Below are 23,117 nucleotides of genomic sequence, written 5' to 3'. Positions count from 1 at the left end.
ATTGCTGTCGCCTGACAGACTGCCATCGCGAGCAGGCTCGCTCCCACAAGAGCAGCATGGAACCTGTGGGAGCGAGCCTGCTCGCGATGGGGCCATGACAGTCGGCACAAGACCACCGCCAAACAAAAAGGCCCCAGGGTTCACACCCCGGGGCCTTTTGCATTTCAGCCGCGAATCAGGCCGCCTTGGCCTCAGGCTGGCTCAGCGAGCGGTTCAGCGCGCTGAACAGGGCCTTGAAGCTGGCGGTGGTGATGTTTTCATCGATGCCCACGCCGTGTACCGCACGTTCACCGTTGACCCGCAGTTCGATGTACGCCGCTGCCTTGGCATTGGTGCCGGCACCGATGGCGTGTTCGTTGTAGTCCATGATCTCCACCGGAATTGGCAGGCCGGCCACCAGCGCCTCCAGCGCGCCGTTGCCCTTGCCGCGCCAGTGCAGGTTGGTTTCGCCCTGGCCCTTGCTGGCAACTTCCACTTCCACCGCGCTGTTGCCGTTCTCTTCCTGCAGGCGATGGCTGACCAGCGCGTACGGGGTGTTGGCTTGCAGGTATTCGCGTTGCAGCAGGCCGTGGATCTGCTGGGCGGTCATTTCGAGGCCGAGGCGGTCGGTCTCGCGCTGTACCACCTGGCTGAACTCGATCTGCATGCGGCGTGGCAGGCTGATGCCGTATTCCTGCTCCAGCAGGTAGGCGATGCCGCCCTTGCCCGACTGGCTGTTGACGCGGATCACTGCCTCGTAGCTGCGGCCAATGTCGGCCGGGTCGATCGGCAGGTACGGCACTTCCCACAGCGTGTCTGGTTTCTGCTGGGCAAAGCCCTTGCGGATGGCGTCCTGGTGCGAGCCGGAAAACGCGGTGTGAACCAGGTCACCGACGTAAGGGTGACGTGGGTGCACCGGAATCTGGTTGCACTCTTCGACCACTTTGCGCACGCCATCGATGTCGGAGAAATCCAGCTCTGGGTCGATGCCCTGGGTGTAGAGGTTCAGGGCCACGGTTACCAGGTCGACGTTGCCGGTGCGCTCGCCGTTGCCGAACAGGCAGCCTTCGACACGGTCGGCGCCGGCCATCAGGCCCAGCTCGGTAGCGGCCACGCCGGTGCCACGGTCGTTGTGGGTGTGCAGGCTGATGAGCACGCTGTCACGACGGGTGATGTTGCGGTGGAACCACTCGATCTGGTCGGCGTAGACGTTCGGGGTGGCGACTTCCACGGTGGCGGGCAGGTTGAGAATCACCTTGTGCTCAGGGGTCGGGTTCCAGACTTCGATCACTGCGTCGCAGACTTCCTTGGCGAACTCCAGCTCAGTGGCGCTGAACGTCTCTGGCGAGTACTCGAACTGCCACTGGGTTTCCGGCTGCTGGGCAGCGTACTTGACGAACAGCTTGGCCGCGTTCACCGCGATTTCCTTCACGCCTTCCTTGTCCTGGTTGAACACGATGCGGCGGAACGACGGGCAGGTGGCATTGTAGAGGTGGACGATGGCTTTCTTCGCGCCACGCAGGGACTCGAACGTGCGGGCGATCAGGTCTTCACGGGCCTGGGTCAGCACCTGGATGGTGGTGTCGTCCGGGATGTGGCCTTCTTCGATGAGGGTGCGCACGAAGTCGAAGTCGGTTTGCGAGGCCGCCGGGAACGACGCTTCGATTTCCTTGACGCCCACGGCGACCAGGGTTTTCCAGAAGCGCAGTTTCTTGACCGCGTCCATCGGCTCGATCAGCGACTGGTTGCCGTCGCGCAGGTCGGAGCTGCACCAGATCGGCGCGGCGGTGATGGTCTTCGACGGCCAGGTGCGATCCGGCAGGTTGATGGTCGGGAAGGCGCGGTATTTGGAAGACGGGTCTTTGAGCATGCTCATGGGCGGAATCCTTTATTGTCGTGGCCGGAAAAAGGCGGCCTGCCGGTGGTTCGAACGGGGTGGCTCTAGAGCCTGGACGGGGTGCTGCGATTCAGCCCGGCAGTCGTGCGCTGACGAGGCACAGGCTGCGGTGCTGGCGAAGCTGGATGAGGGTGTGAGAGGTTTTCATGCCCTCAACCCTAACCGGGTGGGGGGAGGATCGCAAGCAGTCGGAAAAAATTGAGAGAAGTTCTGCTTTTTGGTGGGTTTGCGAGATTTAATCGCGCATGACCGAATAGTTTGTATTTTTATTGCGTCGATGTTTAGAGCCTGGCAATTCATGATGGGCGGGAGATGCAGCTGCTGCCATCGAGAGCAGGCTCGCTCCCACAGGACTGCGTAGAACCCTGTGGGAGCGAGCCTGCTCTCGATGGGGGCCTGTCGCCTCACACAAAACTCAGGGCTCGAACGCCCCGATGAAAATCGCCGGATCCACCCGCGCATCATTCAGGCTGATGTTCCAGTGCATGTGCGGCCCGGTCGCTCGACCGGTGGCGCCGACCTTGCCCACCACCGCGCCCCGGGCCAGTTGCTGGCCGACCTTCACATCGATTTTCGACATATGGCAGAACATGCTGATGAAGCCCTGGCCATGGTCGACGAACACGGTATTGCCGTTGAAGAAGTAGTTACCGGTGAGGATCACCTTGCCGGCCGCCGGCGTCTTGATCGGCGTGCCGGCGGGCACGGCGAAGTCCAGGCCGGCGTGGGGGTTGCGCTCTTCGCCGTTGAAGAAGCGACGCACGCCAAACCGGCTCGACAGCGGGCCGTTGACCGGCTTGTCCAATAGCAGGTTGCTGGGGATGTTCGGGCTGAAGCTGCGGTAGGCCTTCAACTGCACGGCCAGTTCTGCGTCGATACGCTTGAGGTCCGCCGGGTTCGGATTGACCTGACGCTTGTTCTTCAGAGTGATGTGCTGCTCGGGGTACTTTTTATAGCCGACCACGAACGGTTGGGTGCTGCCGCCGCTGCTGACCTGCTGGGTGCCCGGCTGGACGGTCAGCGGGATGCCGACAATCGCCAGCCAGTTGTTCTGTTCCTTGACCACCAGCACCGGCTTGCCCTGATAGCTGGCTTTCGGCGCCTGGGCCGCGGAGCCCAGGTCGACCACGGCCACGCCCCCCGGCACCGGTTTGTTCAGCAAGCGGGTGATGTAACTGTCGGCATGGGCGTTGAAGGTCAGGCACAGCAACAGCAGGGGCGCTAGAAATCGCGGCATGGATCAATCCAGTAGAGAAAGGGTGACCGGCGTCAGGTGATTGTCTTCGACCCGCACCAGCAATTCGCCTTCGCCGAGCCGGGCCGTCAGGCGCTGGCCGGTCTGGGTCTGTCCGGCACTGCGGATCGCATGGCCGCGTTCGTCCAACAAAATGCTGTAGCCCCGGCCGAGGGTCGCCAGGGGGCTGACGATGTGCAGCGTCTGCATCTGGTTGTGCAATTGCACGCGTCGCGCCTTCAAGCCTTCGCGCATGGCCCGGGGCAGGCGTTCGGCCAGGCTGTCCAGGCGCTGGCGCAGCAGCGCCAGGTGCCGGCCCGGATGCTGTCCGGCCAGGCGGGTTTCCAGGCGGATCAGGCGTTCGCGGCGGGTATTGAGGCTGCGTTCGAAGGCCCGGCGCAGGCGCATGTCCAGGTCGTCGAGGCGTTGGGCTTGTTGGCGCAGGCGTTCACCGGGGTGGCGCAGGCGTCGGGTCAGGCCTTCGAGGCGCAGTTGATCGCGCATCAAGCGGTCGCGCATGCGCATCACCAGCCGCCGATGCAGGCTTTCGACCCGGCGCACCAGATCGCCAGCGTCCGGCGCCAGCAGTTCGGCGGCGGCGGACGGCGTTGGAGCGCGTACGTCGGCGACGAAATCGCTGATGGACACGTCGGTTTCATGGCCAACGGCGCTGACGATCGGTGTCACGCAGGCGTCCACGGCCCGGGCCACGGCTTCTTCGTTGAAGCACCACAAGTCTTCCAGCGAACCGCCGCCACGGGCGAGGATCAGCGCGTCGAAACCCCGGGCGTCCGCCAGCTTCAAGGCGCGGACGATCTGTGCGGTGGCTTCGCGGCCCTGCACGGCGGTGGGGATCAGCGTCAGGGCAATCTGCGGCGCACGGCGACGGAACACGCTGATGATGTCGCGGATCACCGCGCCGGTGGGCGAACTGATGATGCCGATGCGTTGCGGATGAGCGGGCAGGGGCACCTTGCGCTCGGCGCTGAACAGACCTTCGGCACTGAGCTTTTCCTTCAAGGCATCGAAGGCCAGGCGCAGGGCACCGTCGCCGGCCGGCTCTACGGTGTCGAGAATCAACTGGTAGTCGCCACGGCCCTCGAACAGCGAGACCTTGCCGCGTACCTTGACCGCCAACCCGTCCTTCAAGGCCTGGCGCACCCGCGCGGCGTTCTGCCGGAACAGCGCGCAGCGTACCTGGGCACCGCTGTCCTTGAGGGTGAAATACACATGGCCGGAGGCAGGGCGGGCGAGGTTGGAGATTTCGCCCTCGACCCAGATGTTGCTGAATACGTCTTCGAGCAACACCCGCGCACGGCCATTGAGTTGGCTGACAGTCAGGACCTCACGGTCCAGGCCCAGTCGGGCAAAGGGATCTTTAATCATGGGCGGCATGATAAGGGCATTTGCCGCTTAATCTCCATGTGTGGAAACAATTAGACCGGGTTGCCTTCATCGCGAGCAGGCTCGCTCCCACAGGGTCCTACGTCGTCCTTGTGGGAGCGAGCCTGCTCGCGATAGCGGCGGTACAGCCAGCACAAATGCTGGATATGCCCTCCACCTCTGGCTAAAGTCGGCCCTTCGCCAATCAAGGAAGTGCGCAATGGATCCTCTGTCGTGGCTAGGTCAATGGGCATTCGCACCCACGGATTGGCTGGTAATCGGCCTCGCCATCGCTCTGGCCTACATTGTGTTCGGCATTGCCGGGTTCGGCACCGCTCTGGTAGCCGCGCCGATTCTGCTGCTGTTCCTGCCGCTGTCGAAAATCGTGCCGCTGCTGGTGCTGCTGGATTTTGTCGCGGCGTTCGGCAACCTGCTGCCGTCGCGCAAGGATGTTGCCCGGCCGGAATTGCTGCGGTTGTTGCCGTGCATGGCAGTCGGTTGCACCCTGGGCGTGATTTTCCTGCTCAACCTCAAGTCTGACCTGCTGTTGCTGTTGATGGGCCTGTTCATCAGCGCCTACGCAATCTACAGCCTGTGGATAAAGACCCGACCCACGCAGTTGTCGGCACTGTGGGCGATCCCGATGGGCACGGTGGGCGGGATGTTCGGGGCCTTGTTCGGCAGCGGCGGCTTTTTATATGCAATCTATTTGAACAGCCGCTTGCCCAAGGAACCGGCCCGGGCCACCCAAAGCGCGCTGATCAGTTGCAGCACCGTGGTGCGCTTGAGTCTGTTCGCTGTCGCAGGCGTGTATGCCGAACTACCCTTGTTGGTACTGGCGCTGTGTTTATTGCCGGCCATGGCGCTGGGGCTGTGGATAGGCCGGCGCCTGACGATGAAGATGTCGCGCGAGACCTTCGTGCGCCTGGTGACCTGGCTGGTGCTCGCCAGCGGCCTCGCGCTGATCGGGCGCTACCTGAGCGCTTGACCTGGTTTGGCCAGGGATTAAGCTGCCGGCCTTCAATTGCACCCGCACACGCAACCCAGGCCTTGCCATGAACTCCCAAAGCATCATTGTCCCGAAAATCTCCACCTTGCCGGTCCATGAGCCCAGGGCTCGGGCGATCGTGCGTTGGCTGGTGCGCAAGAACATCGTCGAAGAACAGTTGACCACCTGCGGGCGCACGGGCAATCGCATGGCCCACGCCATCGCCCCTGGTGCACGAGCCGTTGTCCTGCACCCCGACGCGCTGCCGTTCGGCGAGCCGATCAATGGCCTGGAGATCATCACCAAACGCTGCATCTACACCCCGGCCAAGGGCTTTCTCGAGGAAGCGGGCTGCGCCGAGTGCCGCCGGGAAATCGGCGAGGCGCTGTTCGAAAGCCTGGAAGACTGGATGCCCGATCGCACCGACAACTTCACCTGCCCCGAATGCGGGCACGAAGATGACATCAACGGCTTCCTGTTCCTGCAGCCCTGCGGCTTCTCCAACCTGGGGTTCATCTTCAACAACTGGCTGGAGGCGGGGTTTAAGCAGACGTTTCTCGACGAATTCGCCGATTGGCTGGACCAGCCGGTGAGTTGGGTGAAGGTGGAGTTGTAGATAGCAGCCTGGAGGATGGCTCTGTGGCGAGGGAGCTTGCTCCCGCTGGGCTGCGAAGCGGCCCTGGCTTTTGGCGGTCGCTGCGCCCGAGGCGTCGGACCGACCGAGCGGGAGCAAGCTCCCTCGCCACAGGTTCGGCGCATGGCCAATAAGGGCACTGTTTCACCCATCAATCATCCCGCCAATAATAGACAGAGTTTTACATTGAGCCAGACGGTGTGCATGAGTATAATGGCGCGCTTCCATTTTCCCGCTCGGGAGCCCCCGCGATGCTGCGTATCAGCCAAGAAGCCCTGACCTTCGACGACATTCTCCTTGTGCCCGGTTATTCCGAGGTGCTGCCTAACGAAGTCAGTCTCAAAACCCGTCTTACCCGTGGCATCGAACTGAATATCCCGCTGGTTTCCGCTGCCATGGACACCGTGACCGAAGCCCGTCTGGCCATTGCCATGGCCCAGGAAGGCGGTATCGGTATCATCCACAAGAACATGACCATCGAACAGCAGGCCGCCGAAGTGCGCAAGGTCAAGCGGTTCGAGGCTGGCGTGGTCAAGGATCCGATCACCATCGAGGCCGATGCCACGGTACGCGATCTGTTCGAACTGACCCGCATGCACAACATCTCCGGCGTTCCGGTGCTGCATGATGGCGACCTGGTCGGCATCGTCACCTCCCGCGACGTACGGTTCGAGAACCGCCTGGATGCCACCGTCCGCCAAGTGATGACGCCCAAAGAGCGCCTGGTCACGGTCAAGGAAGGCACCAGCAAGGACGAAGTCCGCGAATTGCTGCACAAGCACCGCATCGAGCGCGTGCTGATCGTCGACGACAAATTCGCCCTCAAGGGCATGATGACCGTCAACGACATCGAAAAAGCCAAGGCCTATCCGCTGGCTAGCAAGGACGACCAGGGTCGTCTGCGCGTCGGTGCCGCGGTCGGTACCGGCAAGGACACCGGTGATCGTGTTGCCGCGCTGGTCAATGCCGGCGTCGACGTGGTGGTGGTCGACACCGCCCACGGTCATTCCAAAGGCGTGATCGATCGCGTCCGCTGGGCCAAGCAGAACTTCCCTGACGTGCAGGTCATCGGCGGCAACATCGCCACCGGCGCTGCCGCCAAGGCCCTGGTCGAAGCCGGTGCCGATGCGGTCAAGGTCGGTATCGGCCCTGGCTCGATCTGCACCACCCGCATCGTCGCCGGCGTGGGCGTGCCGCAGATCAGCGCCATCGCCAACGTTGCCGCAGCCCTTGAAGGCACCGGCGTACCGTTGATCGCCGACGGCGGCATCCGTTTCTCCGGTGACCTGTCCAAGGCCATCGTTGCCGGTGCCTACAGCGTGATGATGGGTTCGATGTTCGCCGGTACCGAAGAAGCGCCGGGCGAGATCGAGCTGTTCCAGGGCCGTAGCTACAAGGCTTACCGCGGCATGGGCTCGCTGGGTGCCATGTCCCAGGCCCAGGGTTCTTCCGACCGCTACTTCCAGGACTCCTCCGCGGGTGCCGAGAAGCTGGTACCGGAAGGCATCGAAGGCCGTGTGCCGTACAAAGGCACCCTGACCGCGATCATCCATCAGCTGATGGGTGGCCTGCGTTCCTCGATGGGCTACACCGGCAGCGCCAACATCGAAGAGATGCGCACCAAGCCGGAGTTCGTGCGTATCACCGGCGCCGGCATGGCCGAGTCCCATGTCCACGATGTACAGATCACCAAGGAAGCGCCGAACTACCGGGTCGGCTAACGCCTCGAGCCGCGAGTTACAAGCTTCAAGCTACAAGCGGTAGTTGCGTTGCAGCAACTACCGCGTTCTCCCCGATCAACTGGCAGCTTGCGGCTTGAAGCTTGCAGCTGCATCAGAGAATGAGTCATGGCCCTCGACATTCACGCTCACCGCATCCTGATCCTCGACTTCGGTTCCCAGTACACCCAACTGATTGCCCGCCGCGTGCGTGAAATCGGCGTGTACTGCGAATTGCACCCGTTCGACATGGATGACGAAGCGATTCGCGAGTTCGCTCCCAAAGGCGTCATCCTCGCCGGCGGTCCCGAGTCCGTGCACGAAGCCAACAGCCCGCGCTGCCCGCAAGCGGTGTTCGACCTGGGCGTACCGGTCTTCGGCATCTGCTACGGCATGCAGACCATGGCCGAGCAGCTCGGCGGCAAGGTGGAAGGCTCCGACCTGCGTGAATTCGGCTATGCCCGCGTTGACGTGGTCGGCAAGAGTCGCCTGCTGGACGGTATCGAAGACCATGTCGACGCCGATGGCCTGTTCGGCCTGGACGTGTGGATGAGCCACGGTGACAAGGTCACCAGGATGCCGGAAGACTTCCACATCCTCGCCAGCACGCCGAGCTGCCCGATTGCCGGCATGTTCAGCGACGAGCGTCGCTACTACGGCGTGCAATTCCACCCGGAAGTGACCCACACCAAGCAGGGCGGCCGCATCCTGTCGCGCTTCATCCTCGACATCTGCGAGTGCGAAGCCTTGTGGACTCCGTCGAAAATCGCTGAAGACGCCATCGCCCAGGTGCGCGCCCAGGTCGGTACCGACAATGTACTGCTGGGCTTGTCCGGCGGCGTGGATTCCTCGGTGGTCGCCGCGCTGCTGCACAAGGCCATCGGTGATCAGCTGACCTGCGTCTTCGTCGACAACGGCCTGCTGCGCCTGCACGAAGGCGAGCAAGTGATGGCCATGTTCGCCGAGAACATGGGCGTCAAGGTGATCCGCGCCAACGCCGAAGAGCAGTTCCTGGCCAACCTGGCCGGCGAGTCCGACCCGGAGAAGAAGCGCAAGATCATCGGCCGCACCTTCATCGACGTGTTCGATGCCGAATCCTGCAAGCTCGACAACATCAAGTACCTGGCCCAGGGCACCATCTACCCCGACGTGATCGAGTCGGCCGGCGCGAAGAGCGGCAAGGCCCACGTGATCAAGTCCCACCACAACGTCGGTGGCCTGCCGGAGGAAATGAACCTCAAGCTGGTCGAGCCGCTGCGCGAGCTGTTCAAGGACGAAGTCCGTCGCCTTGGCCTGGAACTGGGCCTGCCGTACGACATGGTCTATCGCCACCCATTCCCGGGCCCGGGCCTGGGCGTGCGGATCCTCGGTGAGGTGAAGAAGGAATACGCCGACCTGCTGCGTCGCGCCGACCACATCTTCATCGAAGAACTGCGCAAGGCCGACTGGTACCACAAGGTCAGCCAGGCGTTCGTGGTGTTCCAGCCGGTGAAATCGGTTGGCGTGGTGGGCGATGGCCGTCGTTACGCCTGGGTCGTGGCCCTGCGTGCGGTGGAAACCATCGACTTCATGACCGCTCGCTGGGCACACCTGCCGTACGAGCTGCTGGAAACCGTTTCCGGCCGCATCATCAACGAAATCGACGGCATCTCTCGCGTTACTTACGACGTGTCGAGCAAGCCGCCGGCGACGATTGAGTGGGAATGATCCCGCGTCCGACGTAGATCGCATCAATTGCTAAGAAACACCCTGGAAGCCCGCGTTAATGCGGGCTTTCGGCGTTTTAGGGTGGACAATTTCTAACAGTGCTCTGCATCGCCGAGCACTGTGTTTGGGCAGATGATTGATCTGGACGTCTTGTATGTGAATCAAGCACGAGAACTTTTCTTGCTCTAAGGGCGAGGTGCAGCCTTCTTCGGCTGCGTGGTCGCGCCCGATAGCTTACGTTGTGAAGTGCCATGGCTCGCGGCATCCTCGTGCGGCAGCCAGGCGGCGACCGCATCGATGAAGGCACGTACTTGAGGCAGCAAGAACGTGCGCTCGGGGTAGACCAGTGCGATATGCATTTCGATGCCGACGACGCCGTCGAGCACCTGCAAGAGCGCACCGCTCTCCAGGTGTGGCGATACGAGGTTACGGGGGAGGAGTGCTATGCCAAGCCCGTTTACGACTGCCTCGCACAACAGGGCGATGTCGTTCGAGAAGAAGGTGCCCTCTACATAAAGCTTGCCTCCGGAAGTCATGGGCCAGTGGGTCTCCGGCAGCTCGCCGCGCGTGAAGCCGAGGAGACAGTTGTGATGCTTGAGATCACGGTGCGTGCGTGGTGCGCCATGATCGGCGAGGTAAGCGGGCGACGCGACGGCGATCATGGGGTCGCGCAGGAGCGTGCGTGCGATTAGGCCGGGTTCGATCTGGCTGCTGGCCCGGAGAGCGACGTCGTAATCGCCGCGAAGAAGGTCAACGTGATGGTTCGAGGTGTGGACATGAACGCGTAGCTCAGGGTAACGCGCCGCGAACTCGCAGAGCATCGCATGGAAACCACCGCGCATCATCGGCGGAACCGAGACGCGCAAATCACCACGCACGACGTCGTCGGTTCTTCGCACGCTCTGCTCGGCGAGGCGCACAGCCTCAAGCGCGATGCAGGCCTCCCGATAGAACACCTCGCCAACATCGGTGAGGACCAGACTTCGCGTGGTGCGGCGCAGGAGACGCGCGCCAAGACGTTCCTCGAGGCGCGCAAGACGACGGCTCACAGTGGCGCGCGGAATGCGCAGCTCGGCGGCTGCACGCGAGAGTGATTTGGCGTCAACCGTCTTGGTGAAGGCGACTAGTTCTGATGTTTCGATGGGATCGCTCATATGGATCAAATACTGGCAAATGATGTGATTTTTTGGGTAATTGATTCAAAAATAGATCAATTGCAAGATCCGTCCAAGACAAATCGACAGAAGCGCTTCGCATCCGTCCAAGCGCCTGATCAAGAGCGGAGAGGTAAATAATGCCCATCGACAAGAATCTGATCGCCGTATTTGGCGCAACGGGAAATCAAGGGGGCGGCGTTGTGCGTGCCCTGAAGGAAAGCGGCCAGTTCAAAGTACGTGCGCTTTCGCGCGACCCGGCCAAGTACAAAGGCGTCGCTGACGAAGCGGTCGCAGCAGATCTGGAACGGCCTGAGACTCTTGTTGCGGCCCTGGAAGGTGTCCATGGCGTCTTTCTGGTCACCAACTTCTGGCAGGACGGCACCAATGAGATCAAGCAGGCAGCAGCGGCAGTTCAGGCCGCGAAAGCGGCAGGCGTTAATCACCTGATCTGGTCGACGCTTCCAAACGTAGAAGTAATCAGCGGCGGCAAATTCAACGTTCCTCAGTTCACTGGGAAGGCGAAGGTTGACTCGATTGTGAAGAATGCTGGGTTTCCACGGCATACCTTTGTCATGCCGCCGGCCTACTATCGGAACTTCGCGGGACCATACGGTCCGCAAATGCAGCAGGATGGCAGCTTGGGGTGGACACTGCCTATCGATCCGACTGTACGTTGTCTTCACATGGGTGACATCAACGAGTTGGGCGACATCGTGGCGGGTGCATTTGCACGTCCGGAGGAAGCTGGCAATGGCGCATATCTTCCGCTGGTCGGCGACTTCCTGAGCTTCAACGAGCTCGTCGATACATTGAATCAGTTGGGCCACAAGGTCTCGTTCACCCAGGTTCCTCGGGAAGTGTACTCAGGCTTCTTTCCAGGGGCTGACGCGTTAGGTGAAACGCTGACCTACTACGAGACCTATACGTATCTTGGGCCGGGCTCCCACGACGCTGGGATCGCGCTCGCGAACAAGGTGGCGGGCAAGACGCCGACGAAATTTGCATCATGGGCTCGGGATAATTTCCGGCTCGGCGCCGCTTCCACGACCTGATTCGTCAGGTCTTTCAAGTCATACATAAACGTGGACGCGACGAATGGGGGTGGCCGTTTGTCGCGGGGCGTGCGGGCTGAAGAGTTTTTTCTCTAAGCAATGACTGTTTCTGAGTTGCGTGCAGACGGCGGTAAGCAAATCGTTTATTCAGAAACCAAGCTCGTTCTCATAACTCACAAGAAGACCTTTCAGAAGCTGGCTGACATGTAGTGGAATTGATCTTCTGTAAGCGTTCGGGCTACCTAGTGGCCTGTGTGGCTAATTCGTTTACTCAACTTCGGCGCCAGGACTTGCCAGCCTGCGTTGCCATTCCTCGCCGTAGCGGGGCTACGACTCGTCATGGCGCCTTGCCTGGCCAGCCCTGGCACTCGAATTTGAGTACTCGAATTAACCGTACAGGCCACTAGCAAAAATACCCTGAAGCCCGCGTAATTGCGGGCTTTTGGCTTTTTTGACCTGGCAAATTCCGACCGCTTTGTGCGACTTGCGTAACGTGCTCCAATGGCTCAGCACTACGAAGCCAAGACCTTCAACCCATGCGCGGCGACGAACATGGTGACGGCTGAACGGCAATAGGATTCGATTTCGTGGTCATCCTCTGCTCTCGCCTCATCGAAGCGCGCGATGATCAGGAGGTCGGATCCTTTGAAAAGCGCGGCAAACAGTCGGGCGGACTGAAGTGGATCGGGCACGTTCAGAAGCGCCTTCGCGTGCAATTGACGCAACAGCGCCTCGATTTGGGCGATGACATGGGCGGGGCCGGCTTCGTAATGGAGCTTGCTTAATGACTTTTGATTCGTCCTGTCGGCCATGACCATGGCTTCGACACCGCGGACGTCTGATCTCAAGAGCGTGCGAAGCAGTAATGTTCCCACCGCCATTAGCTGATCTTCGACCGAACCGCCGACGCCTTCAAGAAGGGGTTGTGGTGCAAACAACTGATGGCAGCCGGTCGCGATGGCCGCGCTGAACAACGCCTCCTTGTTCTCGAAGTGCTTATAGATGCTTAGCTTGGATATCTTCGCCCGCTGGGCGACCTTGTCCATTGTCGTTGCTTGAAAACCCAATTCCGCAAAAAGTTCGCCCGCAGCGTCGATGATTGTCTGGCCAAGCGCTTCATTGGCGGGCCGGCCGCGTCGGGCCTGGCTGTTTTCGGTCATAAAAAATTCCAGTACTTGACAGTATTACAATTCTCGAATTAGGGTAATTCAAAGTATCTTAAATATGCAAGCCACCGCTGGACGAGCCCGTCCCTCTCCATCAACAGCACGGAGCCAATCACCATGAATGACGTCATCATCATCGGCGGCAGTTTTGCTGGCCTCGCCGCTGCCCTGCAGCTCGGCCGTGCCCGCCGCAAGGTAACCGTTCTCGATACAGGCCGGCCACGTAACCGCTTTGCCGGCCATTCGCATGGTCTGCTTGGCCACGATCACAAGCCGCCGCTGGACATCCTGGTCGAGGCGCGGCAGCAGCTGGCGCGCTATCCAACGATCAGGCTGGTCAATGCCCGGGCTGAGAGCGTGTCTGGCGCAATCGACGATTTCTGCGTTGTCACTGACGATAACGAACGCCTAAAGGCACGTCGCCTGATCCTGAGCTATGGCGTCGTCGACCAGATGCCTGACGTCCCGGGTTTTGCCGAAAGCTGGGGCACGTCCATCGTGCCCTGTCCCTATTGCGACGGCTTTGAAGTCGCTGGCCAGCACTGGGGCCTCGTCTGGTCCGGCCCGCAGTCGCACAATTATGTCAGGCTGTACCACGATTGGACCGACACGTTGACGGTCTTCGCCGATGGTCATGATATCCCGCCCGATATCCGGGCCGATCTGGCGCACCGCAACGTATCTGTTGTCGAGGGCCGGATCGTCGAGATCGCCCATCAAAAGGGTCATATCAGCACGATCAATCTCGACATCGGCCCCAATGTCGCGGTCGACATTCTGTTCGCCCATCCGCGCAGCAAGCCGTGCGCAAGCCTGCATGAATCACTGGGCCTCGCCACGGTGGATACGCCCACCGGCATCGTCCTCAAGGTTGACGAGCACCGCCAGACCAGCATGCCCGGCATCTACGCCGCCGGCGACCTCGCCACGCCATTCCTGCCCTCGGTCACCCAGGCATCATCGCAGGGCGCTATGGCGGGTATCTTCGCTCAGCAATCGATGCTGGTTTGAGCGCGCAGATTCCCTTCTGTTAAGAATGAATCAGAACAAGGAGATCCCATGACAGAGCAAAATGCCCATCAGGTCGCCGACTGGAGCGGTCAAAGCGGGGAGCGCTGGGTTGCCAATCAGGCCCGACTTGACGCCATGGTGACAATGTTCGGCCAAGCCGCGATCGAAGCCGCCGCGCCCGCGAAGGGTGAGCGTGTGTTGGACGTTGGTTGCGGCGCGGGCGCGTCAAGTCTGGCTCTGGTCTCCCGCGTCGGCGCGGAGGGGCAAGTGCTGGGCGTGGACATATCCGAAGCGCTGATCAGCCGAGCACGTTCCATTGCGCAGCAGGATCTGCCGGTTCTGTTCCAAGTGGCGGACGCCAGCAGCGCCGAACTGCCAGAAAAAGCGTTCGACATCTTGTTCTCGCGTTTCGGGGTGATGTTTTTCGACGACCCGACAGGGGCGTTCACTCATATGCGACGCGCGCTCCGACCGGGCGGGCGGGTCGCTTTCGTCTGCTGGCGCAGTGCGGCCGAAAACGATTGGATGCGCCTGCCGATGGGCGCGATCAAGGGCATAGTGCGGCCGACCGCGCCGCCCGATCCCGAAGCGCCCGGTCCATTTTCGTTCGGCGATCGTGGGCGGGTAGCGCGCATCCTGACGGCAGCCGGCTTCACCGATATCGCTATAGCGCCCTTCGATGCTTCCGTCCCATTCGGAGAGGGCGAGACGAGGGATGCGGCGATCGATGACGCGGTGAAGATGACGCTCGAGGTCGGGCCGCTGTCGCTTGTGCTCGCTGACCAGCCCGGCGACATTCGCGCCCATGTCTCGGCCGCGGTTCGTGCCGCTTTCGCGGGCCTCCCCGGCGAGCGGTCGGTGATGATCGACGGAGCGGCGTGGATTGTCATGGCACGCAATCCGTTGAGCTGACAAGATCAGGCGCGCCTCATCTCGTCCCGGAAAGCCAGCTGGACACTGAGCCTCATTGGATAGCCTTCCCAGGGCGTTAGATGTCAGAGGAACCGGGATCGGATCAAATCCGTATCGAACGGCGTTATTCCGTGGTCAGGCGCAAATACCGTCCTCAATTGTTCATTTCGGTCAGTACACAAAGAAACCGTGCGAACCAGCGTTCACACGGTTTTTTCCTTTCAGCGCCGCGCCACATCCGAGAAATAGAACTTGTCGAGGGTATGCCGCGATTCGGTGTACTCGAACTGCCGGCCGTCCTGGAGAAAGGTCTGGTTGCTCACCATGATGACATGGCTCTGGCCGTCGAGATCGAGGTGTTGCTGATCATCCTTGCCGCACCGGACAGCTTCGATGGTGCGCTGGGCATAGGCGATCTGCAGTTGCAGGGTCTGTTCGATGTAGGCGTAGATCGATCGCTCGGCGATCTCGCGGGTCAGGTCGGGGATCACGTCGCTGACGAAATGGTTGATGTCCAGGATCACCCGTTTGCCGTCAATTCTCCGCACGCGCTTGATGCGCGTCACCTGGCTGCCGGCGGGGGCCTTGATGTGTTCGAGCAACGCACCTTCCAGCGGCAGTTGGCTGAACTCGACCACTTCAGTGCGCACGTCATCGCCCAGGCGCGGGTACGTCTCCTGGAAGCTGACGATGCCGCCGAGCTGGAATTCGATGGGGGAGGTCGACAGTACGAAGGTGCCTTTGCCATGGATCTTCTGGGCGAAACCGCGCTCCTGAAGCTGTTCGATCGCCTTGCGTACGGTCCCCCGACTGGCCTGGTAGCTATCCATCAGTTCGGTTTCGGAGGGCAGGCGGGCGCCGCGCTCCAGGCGTTCGGTGGTGATGCTGGCCAGCAGGTCGCTGTAGATCCGGTTGTATTTACTCATGGAAATGGCTCTGTAACGCGCGGTACACCGGGGGCGGAACCTTAAGGTGAAGTGGGGGACTTGTCCAATCCACTGTGTTTTTTTGCAGCAAGGAGCGTAGGGCGTTTCGCGATGATAGTGGAGTGCTTAAATAAAAAAACACAACTCGTCTGTACGAGTTGTTGATTTAACTCGTACAGACGAGTATTTTTCCTTCCATGTGCTGTCGACTCTCAATAACAACAACGACGCGGAAGAAAAAAGCATGAGCCACGATTACCCCAGAATCGCCAGCGAGCTGCTGCAAAGCCTCGGCGGCGTCGGCAACATCGAGCAGGCAGCCCATTGCGTGACACGCCTGCGCCTGTCCCTCAAGGATGCATCACAGGTGGACAGCGCGACGTTGAATCAGGTCGACCTGGTCAAGGGTTCGTTTTTCACCGGCGGATTGTTCCAGGTGGTCATCGGGCCGGGCGAAGTGGAAAAGGTCTACGCCGCCTTGCGCGAGCTGACGGGCCTGGCGGCCGCGACCATTGCCGACGTCAAGCGTCAGGGCGCCCAGAAGGGCAACGGCATGCAGCGCCTGGTGCGGGTGCTTTCCGACGTATTCATGCCGATCCTGCCCGCGCTGGTGATCGCCGGCCTGCTGATGGGCGTCAACAACCTGCTGGGCGCCAAGGGCATGTTCATTGCCGACCAGACACTGCTCGACGCGTATCCGAACCTGGACGGTGTCTGGAGCCTGATCAACCTGATGGCCAACACTTCCTTCGTCTTTCTTCCGGCACTGGTGGGTTGGTCGGCGGCCAAGCGTTTTGGCGGCAGTGAGATCCTCGGCATCGTGCTCGGGCTGATGCTCGTCCACCCGGACCTGCTCAATGCCTGGAACTACGGCAAGGCCGTGGCGGGACTGGATGGCCAGAGCCTGCCGTACTTCGATATCTTCGGTTGGTTCCGGATCGAAAAAGTTGGTTACCAGGGACAGATCCTGCCAATCCTGTTGGCCGCCTTTGTCATGAGCGTGATCGAGCGGTGGCTGCGTGCCAGGGTGCCCAACGCTATCCAACTGCTGGTCGTGCCGATCACTACCATCGTCGTCACGGGTGTACTGGCGCTGGCGATCATTGGACCGGTCACCCGGCACCTGGGGATCCTGATTACGGAAGGCATGGTGGCGTTGTTCGATCTCGCGCCGGTGATCGGCGGGGCGATCTTCGGTCTGTTATATGCGCCGCTGGTGGTCACCGGCATGCACCACATGTTCCTGGCGGTGGATCTGCAATTGATCTCGACCCAGGGCGGCACCTTCATCTGGCCGATGATCGTCATGTCCAACCTGGCCCAGGGTAGCGCGGCGCTGGCGGTGTTCTACATGACCCGCAATGCCCGGGACAAGAGCATGGCCTCTACCTCGGCCATTTCCGCCTACTTCGGTATCACTGAACCGGCGATGTTCGGCGTAAACCTGCGGTACAAGTTCCCCTTCTACTGCGCCCTGGTCGGCTCGGCCCTGGGCTGCATCTTCCTGTCGCTGAACAAGATCAAGGCTTCGGCCATTGGCGTGGGTGGCTTGCCGGGCTTCATTTCGATCGTTCCGGACTACATACCGATGTTCGTGGTCGGCATGGTCATCGCCATGACCGTCCCCTTTGCGCTGACCTGCGGGTTGAGCATGAAGATCGTCCGCCCCGGCTATCGCGTCGCCTGACCCCCGGCTTGTCCACGATGGGCCATGGGCCCGCACTGAAGGAATCGCGTCATGCAAGACTGGCAACGCTCCGTGATCTATCAGATCTATCCGAAGAGTTTCTACAGCCACGGCGGTCAGCCGACCGGTGATTTGCTGGGGGTCGTGGACAAGCTCGATTATCTGCACTGGCTCGGGGTGGATTACCTGTGGCTGACGCCGTTCCTGCGTTCGCCACAGCGCGATAACGGTTATGACATCAGCGACTACTACGCCATCGACCCCAGCTACGGCACGATGGCTGACTGTGAGCTGTTGATCGCCGAGGCCGGCAGGCGCGGTATCAAGTTGATGCTTGATATCGTGGTCAATCACACGTCCATCGAGCATCCCTGGTTCCAGGCCGCCCGCAGCAGCCTCGACAACCCGTATCGCGACTTCTACATCTGGCGCGACCAACCGAACAGTTGGGAGTCCAAGTTCGGCGGTTCGGCCTGGGAGTACGAGGCGCAGACCGGCCAGTATTACCTGCACCTGTTCGATCACACCCAGGCCGACCTGAACTGGGATAACCCTCAGGTGCGTGCCGAAGTGTTCAAGATGATGCGCTTCTGGCGGGACAAGGGCGTAGGGGGCTTTCGCCTGGACGTCATCAACCTGATCTCCAAGCCGGCGGATTTTCCTGATGACCACACCGATGGCCGGCGCTTCTACACCGACGGCCCGAACGTACATCGTTATCTGCAGCAAATGCACCAGGAGGTCTTTGAGGGTTTCGACCTGATCAACGTGGGCGAGATGTCGTCCACCAGTCTCGAACACTGCATTCGTTATTCGTGCCCGGATTCGCGTGAGTTGTCGATGACCTTCAATTTCCACCATCTGAAGGTGGATTATCCGAACCTGCAGAAATGGGTGCGAGCCGACTTCGATTTCCTCCAGCTCAAACGCATCTTGTCCGACTGGCAGACCGGCATGCAGGCCGGCGGCGGTTGGAATGCGCTGTTCTGGTGTAATCACGACCAGCCGCGGGTGGTCTCGCGCTTCGGAAATGACGGCGAGCACCGGGTGGCTTCGGCGAAAATGCTGGCCACCGCGTTGCACTTCCTCCAGGGCACGCCCTTCGTGTATCAGGGCGAAGAGCTGGGGATGACCAATCCGGGCTTCGATCACATCGACCAGTACCGCGACGTCGAGACCTTGAATATCTTTCGTCTCCAGCGTAACGCCGGTGTGCCCGAAGCCGACGCCATGGCAGCGATCATGCAGAAGTCGCGGGACAACGGGCGTACACCGATGCAATGGACGGCCGGACCGAACGCGGGTTTCAGCCATGCCGAGCCCTGGATTGGCGTGCCGGCCAATGCTGCCTTCATCAATGTCGAACACCAACGGCAAGATCCGACATCAATACTGCATTTTTACCGCCAACTGATAACCCTGCGTCGTAAAGAAGCCTTGATCCAGGAAGGCGTCTACCGCCTGCTGTTGCCCGATCATCCCTTCGTGTGGGCGTACCTGCGCGAGGGGCAGGGCGAGCGTCTGCTGGTCATCAGTCATTTCCACGGCAGTGACTGCGAGGTCGAGTTGCCCGACGGGATCATCACCCCCGATATGAAGCAACGATGGGTGATCGGTAACTACGACCGAGAGCATCGTGATCGACGGTTGCACCTGCGGCCCTACGAGTCGCTCGTAGTGCACCTGAGCGATTGAATCAAAACCCTTTCAAACCCAGGCATCGCCTGACAGCGACCACGTTGCGCTCGCCGCACCGTGCGGCCGGTTATCGCCCATTCGTTGGCAGGCAAAGGGAAAGCGCAGCAAAAAACAATAAAAAACAAGGAGCGGCATATGAAAACAACAATAAATCGGGGCCTTGCGGTGTCCTGCATCTGCCTGGCATTGCCATTTCCGGCCCAGGCACTGGAGTTTTCCGGTTACCTGCGTAGCGGCGTCGGCAGTGCAACCAATGGTCGATCGCAATCCTGTTTCCAGTTGCCCGGGGCGCAGAGCAAGTACCGATTGGGCAACGAATGCGAACAATATGGCGAGCTGGAGCTGCGCCAGGACCTTTTCACTCTCGATGACGGTTCGGTGTTGAGCGTGGATGGCATGGCGTCGTTGTACAACCGTTATGACCGCACGCCGACGTTCCAGGGTGACAACGGCGCCGCGCGAATGCCGCAGATGTACGCCCAGTGGTCGAACATGCCCAGCCTGAACGGCGGTTCGCTATGGGCCGGTCGGCGTTACTACAAACGTAACGACATTCATATTTCCGATTTCTACTATTGGAACCAGAGCGCCACCGGAGGGGGAATCGAGGATGTACTCATTGGCGGCCTGAAATACAGCTACGCCTTCTCGCGCAAGGACAACCTGTATCAGAAAGACCCGGTCAATCGACATGATTTCAACGTGGCCGGTTTCAGGACCAACCCCGGTGGTGAGTTGGAATTGGGCTTGAGCTTCATCGACCAGGCGGACCGTCGCGATGCCCATCGCGGCTGGGCCCTGACCGCCCAGCATGTGCAGCAGGCCTTTTTGGGTGGCAAGAATAAACTGGCTTTGCAATATGGCGAGGGGCCCGGCACCGGGCTGGGGTATACCGGCGATACGGGCCTGGACGACAGCAACAAGAGCTATCGTCTGGTTGAATTCTTCGATTGGCAGGTCACGCCGCGTTTCGGCGGGCAAGTGCAGGCGGTTTATCAGAAGGATATCCGCCGCGATGGCGGCGATCAGGACTGGGTGTCGCTGGGGGTTCGCCCGGCCTACGCCCTCACCGACCAGTTCAAGCTGGTGGCTGAACTGGGCCATGACCAGGTACAGGCGAGCGACGGCACGCGCAAGCTGAGCAAGTTTACCTTTGCGCCCACCTGGTCGCCCAAGGGGCCGGAATTCTGGGCCCGACCGGAGATACGGCTTTATTACACCTATGCCAGCTGGAACGAAGCGGCCCAGCGTGCGGCCAACCAACTGGCGGCGGGGTCGGCGTTGTCCGACACCGGCGCATTTGACAACGCGCGACATGGCTCCAACGTCGGCGTGCAGATCGAATACTGGTGGAAGTGACCCATGTAGTACGTGTCGGCGGAGCCTTCATAGCCGCGATGCCAACAAGAATAGACAGCAGCAGGTGAAGTCATGAACACAACGCAACCCTTGCAATTGCTCGCGCCGTTATCCGGGGTCCTGATGCCTTTGGACGATGTACCGGATCCGGTCTTCTCCAGTCGTGTAGTGGGGGATGGGATCTGCATCGACCCGACGTCCCAGACCCTCTGCGCACCGATGGCCGGTGTCGTCGGCACGCTCCAGGGCAGCGGCCATGCGCTGAGTATCACTGGGGAAAACGGCGTCCAGGTGCTGATGCACATTGGCCTGGACACGGTGAACCTGGCGGGCAAGGGCTTTACTCCCCGGGTGGAAGCGGGTCAACGCGTCGAGGCCGGGCAGCCCCTGATCGATTTTGATGCCGACTACATCGCCCTCCATGCACGCAGCCTGTTGACGTTGGTGCTGGTGGTCAGCGGCGAGCCTTTCAGCGTGCTGGCAGACCAGGCTTCCTGCGTCGAGAGTGGCGACCCGCTGCTGCAAGTCAGCTTGGGCGAACCAAGGCCTGCCGCGGGTGCGCAACAGGGCTCGGCGCTGTTTTCCAGGCCATTGATCGTGCCCAACGAATGTGGCCTGCATGCTCGCCCTGCTGCGGTGTTCGCCGAGGCGGCCAAGGAATTCGATGCCGACATCTGCCTGCATCGGCAGCAGGCCGGTGCCAATGCCAAGTCCGTGGTGGCGATCATGGCGCTGCAAACGGCCAAGGGCGACAGCGTGCAGATCAGCGCTTCCGGCCCTCAGGCCGGGCAAGCCATCGAAGCCTTGGAACACCTGTTGCTGTCGGGATGCGGCGAAACGGTTGCCGTACCGTTGACGCCGGTGGCGTCCCCCGTGGCCGAACCGTCGATGTCGGACCGGCTGCGAGGTGTCTGTGCTTCACCCGGCCTGGCGTTTGGCGAGGTGGTTCAAGTCGCTTCGCAGGTACTGGACATCGACGAAGCGGGCCTCGGGATTCAGGTTGAACAAGCGGCCCTGGACCAGGCGCTGGGTCAGGCGGCTGAAGCGTTGCGAACCTTGCAACGCGAAGCGGCAGGCAGTGTCCAGGCGCAGATTTTTCGTGCCCATGAAGCGTTGCTGGAAGATCCCACCCTGCTGGAGCACGCTCAAGCCCTTGTCCTCGAGGGCAAGAGCGCGGCATTCGCCTGGAACGCGGCTACGGAGGCCACCGCTGCACTGTTCCAGCAATTGGGCAGTGCTTTGCTGGTCGAACGGGCAATGGACCTGGCCGATGTCGGGCAACGGGTGCTCAAGTTGATCCTGGGGGTACAGGAACACGCCTGGACATTGCCCGAGCGTGCGATCCTGGTGGCCGAGCAACTGACACCCTCCCAGACCGCCAGTCTGGATACCTCGCGAATAGCCGGTTTTGTCACGGTTGATGGCGGTGCGACCAGCCATGTGGCGATTCTCGCCCGAGCGCTGGGCTTGCCGTCGTTGTGTGGCATGCATGGACAGGTGCTGGCTGTCGCCAATGGCACCCAGGTGTTGCTGGATGCCGACAGCGGCGAATTGCATTTGAATCCCGATCAGACCCGGATCGAACAATTCCGCGCCCAGCGTGACGAGCAGCGTCAGCGCCGCCAGCGAGACCTCGAACAATCGGCCCTGCCGGCCCGAACCCTCGACGGTCACCGCGTAGAGATCAGCGCCAATGTCGGTTCGTTACGGGACGTGGAGCAGGCCATGACCCTGGGAGGTGAAGGGGTGGGGCTGCTGCGCTCCGAACTGCTTTACCTGGATCGCACGCAACCACCGGGGCACGACGAACAGGCAGCCCTGTACAGCGCCGTCGCCCGAGCGCTGGGCCCGGAGCGCAACCTGGTGGTGCGCACCCTGGACGTGGGTGGGGACAAGCCATTGGCCTATGTACCGATGGAGCGCGAGGCCAATCCGTTTCTGGGCATGCGCGGGATTCGCTTGTGCCTGGACCGGCCGCAACTGTTGCGCGAGCAGTTCCGGGCGATACTCGCCTGCTCCGCAATGGCGCGCCTGCACATCATGCTGCCCATGGTTACGCAACTGTCGGAATTGCGCCTGGCGCGGCGGATACTGGAAGAAGAGGTTGGCAACCTGGGCCTGAAGGAGCAGCCGAAACTGGGGATCATGATCGAGGTTCCGGCGGCGGCCCTGATGGCTGACCTGTTCGCTTCCGAAGTGGATTTCTTTTCCATCGGCACCAACGACCTGACCCAGTACACCATGGCCATGGACCGAGACCATCCACGCCTGGCCAGCCAGGCCGACAGCCTGCATCCCTCGGTGCTGCGGCTGATCGCTCGTACCGTCGATGCCGCGCATGCCCAGGGCAAATGGGTCGGGGTATGTGGCGCACTGGCATCGGAACCCTTGGCGATACCGGTTTTGCTGGGGCTTGGTGTGGATGAACTCTCGGTCAGCGTGCCGTTGATTCCAACAATAAAAGCGTGCGTGCGTGAATGGGACCTAAGTGAATGCCGCAGGCTTGCCCAACTGGCCCTGGGTCGGGAAAGCGCCGAACAGGTGCGCGGTATCCTGCGTACGCATTCATCCACGGTCGACCCGACCATACTGGCCATGGAGCATTGAAC

Annotated in this window: 17 protein-coding genes; 11 read left to right on the top strand and 6 right to left on the bottom strand. The window is 61.2% G+C overall.

Annotation, left to right across the window (positions count from 1 at the left end):
* Positions 1-175: 175 nt before the first annotated feature.
* The 3 genes from leuA to xseA all read right to left on the bottom strand — a co-directional run bounded on the left by leuA (position 176) and on the right by xseA (position 4,496).
* Positions 176-1,855: a 2-isopropylmalate synthase gene (gene leuA / locus N005_RS16535; RefSeq protein WP_047702156.1), complete on the bottom strand. Its 1,680-nt coding sequence runs from the start codon at positions 1,853-1,855 to the stop codon at positions 176-178.
* Between the two features lie 436 nt (positions 1,856-2,291).
* Positions 2,292-3,113: a peptidoglycan DD-metalloendopeptidase family protein gene (locus tag N005_RS16530; protein ID WP_047702155.1), complete on the bottom strand. Its 822-nt coding sequence runs from the start codon at positions 3,111-3,113 to the stop codon at positions 2,292-2,294.
* Between the two features lie 3 nt (positions 3,114-3,116).
* Positions 3,117-4,496: an exodeoxyribonuclease VII large subunit gene (gene xseA / locus N005_RS16525; RefSeq protein WP_025212018.1), complete on the bottom strand. Its 1,380-nt coding sequence runs from the start codon at positions 4,494-4,496 to the stop codon at positions 3,117-3,119.
* Between the two features lie 217 nt (positions 4,497-4,713).
* Between xseA and N005_RS16520 the strand changes: the two genes are divergently transcribed.
* The 4 genes from N005_RS16520 to guaA all read left to right on the top strand — a co-directional run bounded on the left by N005_RS16520 (position 4,714) and on the right by guaA (position 9,540).
* Positions 4,714-5,481 carry a sulfite exporter TauE/SafE family protein gene (locus N005_RS16520; protein WP_047702154.1) on the top strand — a complete coding sequence of 256 codons (768 nt, stop codon included), beginning with the start codon at positions 4,714-4,716 and terminating at the stop codon, positions 5,479-5,481.
* A gap of 67 nt (positions 5,482-5,548) precedes the next feature.
* Positions 5,549-6,097, top strand: a complete 549-nt coding sequence (locus N005_RS16515) for a hypothetical protein (protein WP_047702153.1) — start codon at positions 5,549-5,551, stop codon at positions 6,095-6,097.
* A 269-nt stretch (positions 6,098-6,366) separates the two neighbouring features.
* Complete coding sequence (gene guaB, locus N005_RS16510) at positions 6,367-7,836, top strand: IMP dehydrogenase (protein WP_047702152.1); 1,470 nt, start codon at positions 6,367-6,369, stop codon at positions 7,834-7,836.
* Between the two features lie 126 nt (positions 7,837-7,962).
* Positions 7,963-9,540: a glutamine-hydrolyzing GMP synthase gene (gene guaA, locus N005_RS16505; protein WP_047702151.1), complete on the top strand. Its 1,578-nt coding sequence runs from the start codon at positions 7,963-7,965 to the stop codon at positions 9,538-9,540.
* A 185-nt stretch (positions 9,541-9,725) separates the two neighbouring features.
* On the opposite strand, the gene N005_RS16500 is transcribed toward guaA, so the two are convergent.
* A complete protein-coding gene (locus N005_RS16500; RefSeq protein ID WP_047702150.1) occupies positions 9,726-10,694 on the bottom strand; it encodes a LysR family transcriptional regulator in 969 nt (322 codons plus the stop codon).
* Positions 10,695-10,834: 140 nt separating this feature from the next.
* Here N005_RS16500 and N005_RS16495 point away from each other — a divergent pair, with 140 nt between their 5' ends.
* Positions 10,835-11,749 carry an NmrA/HSCARG family protein gene (locus N005_RS16495; protein WP_047702149.1) on the top strand — a complete coding sequence of 305 codons (915 nt, stop codon included), beginning with the start codon at positions 10,835-10,837 and terminating at the stop codon, positions 11,747-11,749.
* Between the two features lie 512 nt (positions 11,750-12,261).
* Here the strand turns inward: N005_RS16495 and N005_RS16490 are convergent.
* Entirely contained in the window at positions 12,262-12,909 is a 648-nt protein-coding gene (locus tag N005_RS16490; RefSeq protein ID WP_047702148.1) for a TetR/AcrR family transcriptional regulator, read from the bottom strand.
* 123 nt (positions 12,910-13,032) lie between these two features.
* On the opposite strand from N005_RS16490, the gene N005_RS16485 reads away from it, so the two are divergent.
* Positions 13,033-13,926, top strand: coding sequence for an NAD(P)/FAD-dependent oxidoreductase (locus N005_RS16485; protein ID WP_047702147.1), 894 nt, complete (start codon positions 13,033-13,035; stop codon positions 13,924-13,926).
* Between the two features lie 48 nt (positions 13,927-13,974).
* The gene (locus N005_RS16480; RefSeq protein ID WP_047702146.1) at positions 13,975-14,838 is read left to right on the top strand and encodes a class I SAM-dependent methyltransferase; all 864 of its coding nucleotides are present in this window, start codon (positions 13,975-13,977) and stop codon (positions 14,836-14,838) included.
* 221 nt (positions 14,839-15,059) lie between these two features.
* Here N005_RS16480 and treR read toward each other — a convergent pair whose 3' ends face one another.
* Complete coding sequence (gene treR, locus N005_RS16475) at positions 15,060-15,764, bottom strand: trehalose operon repressor (RefSeq protein ID WP_047702145.1); 705 nt, start codon at positions 15,762-15,764, stop codon at positions 15,060-15,062.
* A 244-nt stretch (positions 15,765-16,008) separates the two neighbouring features.
* Here treR and treP point away from each other — a divergent pair, with 244 nt between their 5' ends.
* From treP to ptsP, 4 genes are all read left to right on the top strand, one after another.
* The gene (treP, locus tag N005_RS16470) at positions 16,009-17,451 is read left to right on the top strand and encodes a PTS system trehalose-specific EIIBC component (protein ID WP_047702144.1); all 1,443 of its coding nucleotides are present in this window, start codon (positions 16,009-16,011) and stop codon (positions 17,449-17,451) included.
* A 51-nt stretch (positions 17,452-17,502) separates the two neighbouring features.
* Positions 17,503-19,146 carry an alpha,alpha-phosphotrehalase gene (gene treC, locus N005_RS16465; RefSeq protein ID WP_047702143.1) on the top strand — a complete coding sequence of 548 codons (1,644 nt, stop codon included), beginning with the start codon at positions 17,503-17,505 and terminating at the stop codon, positions 19,144-19,146.
* Positions 19,147-19,284: 138 nt separating this feature from the next.
* Positions 19,285-20,508 carry a maltoporin gene (locus N005_RS16460; protein ID WP_047702142.1) on the top strand — a complete coding sequence of 408 codons (1,224 nt, stop codon included), beginning with the start codon at positions 19,285-19,287 and terminating at the stop codon, positions 20,506-20,508.
* A 72-nt stretch (positions 20,509-20,580) separates the two neighbouring features.
* Positions 20,581-23,115 carry a phosphoenolpyruvate--protein phosphotransferase gene (gene ptsP, locus N005_RS16455; RefSeq protein ID WP_047702141.1) on the top strand — a complete coding sequence of 845 codons (2,535 nt, stop codon included), beginning with the start codon at positions 20,581-20,583 and terminating at the stop codon, positions 23,113-23,115.
* Positions 23,116-23,117: the final 2 nt, after the last annotated feature.

Source organism: Pseudomonas mediterranea CFBP 5447, assembly GCF_000774145.1.
Taxonomy (GTDB): Bacteria; Pseudomonadota; Gammaproteobacteria; order Pseudomonadales; family Pseudomonadaceae; genus Aquipseudomonas; species Aquipseudomonas mediterranea.
Note: the sequence above shows the minus strand (reverse complement) of the source record. Positions and strands in the feature narration are given on the sequence as shown.

What these genes read in the sequence shown, in the direction of transcription:
- N005_RS16490 (WP_047702148.1), bottom strand. Translation starts at nt 12,909, where the DNA reads ATGACCGAAAACAGCCAGGCCCGACGCGGCCGGCCCGCCAATGAAGCG.
- treP (WP_047702144.1), top strand. Translation starts at nt 16,009, where the DNA reads ATGAGCCACGATTACCCCAGAATCGCCAGCGAGCTGCTGCAAAGCCTC.
- N005_RS16485 (WP_047702147.1), top strand. Translation starts at nt 13,033, where the DNA reads ATGAATGACGTCATCATCATCGGCGGCAGTTTTGCTGGCCTCGCCGCT.
- xseA (WP_025212018.1), bottom strand. Translation starts at nt 4,496, where the DNA reads ATGATTAAAGATCCCTTTGCCCGACTGGGCCTGGACCGTGAGGTCCTG.
- leuA (WP_047702156.1), bottom strand. Translation starts at nt 1,855, where the DNA reads ATGAGCATGCTCAAAGACCCGTCTTCCAAATACCGCGCCTTCCCGACC.
- ptsP (WP_047702141.1), top strand. Translation starts at nt 20,581, where the DNA reads ATGAACACAACGCAACCCTTGCAATTGCTCGCGCCGTTATCCGGGGTC.
- guaA (WP_047702151.1), top strand. Translation starts at nt 7,963, where the DNA reads ATGGCCCTCGACATTCACGCTCACCGCATCCTGATCCTCGACTTCGGT.
- treC (WP_047702143.1), top strand. Translation starts at nt 17,503, where the DNA reads ATGCAAGACTGGCAACGCTCCGTGATCTATCAGATCTATCCGAAGAGT.
- guaB (WP_047702152.1), top strand. Translation starts at nt 6,367, where the DNA reads ATGCTGCGTATCAGCCAAGAAGCCCTGACCTTCGACGACATTCTCCTT.
- N005_RS16500 (WP_047702150.1), bottom strand. Translation starts at nt 10,694, where the DNA reads ATGAGCGATCCCATCGAAACATCAGAACTAGTCGCCTTCACCAAGACG.
- N005_RS16495 (WP_047702149.1), top strand. Translation starts at nt 10,835, where the DNA reads ATGCCCATCGACAAGAATCTGATCGCCGTATTTGGCGCAACGGGAAAT.
- N005_RS16520 (WP_047702154.1), top strand. Translation starts at nt 4,714, where the DNA reads ATGGATCCTCTGTCGTGGCTAGGTCAATGGGCATTCGCACCCACGGAT.
- treR (WP_047702145.1), bottom strand. Translation starts at nt 15,764, where the DNA reads ATGAGTAAATACAACCGGATCTACAGCGACCTGCTGGCCAGCATCACC.
- N005_RS16530 (WP_047702155.1), bottom strand. Translation starts at nt 3,113, where the DNA reads ATGCCGCGATTTCTAGCGCCCCTGCTGTTGCTGTGCCTGACCTTCAAC.
- N005_RS16460 (WP_047702142.1), top strand. Translation starts at nt 19,285, where the DNA reads ATGAAAACAACAATAAATCGGGGCCTTGCGGTGTCCTGCATCTGCCTG.
- N005_RS16480 (WP_047702146.1), top strand. Translation starts at nt 13,975, where the DNA reads ATGACAGAGCAAAATGCCCATCAGGTCGCCGACTGGAGCGGTCAAAGC.
- N005_RS16515 (WP_047702153.1), top strand. Translation starts at nt 5,549, where the DNA reads ATGAACTCCCAAAGCATCATTGTCCCGAAAATCTCCACCTTGCCGGTC.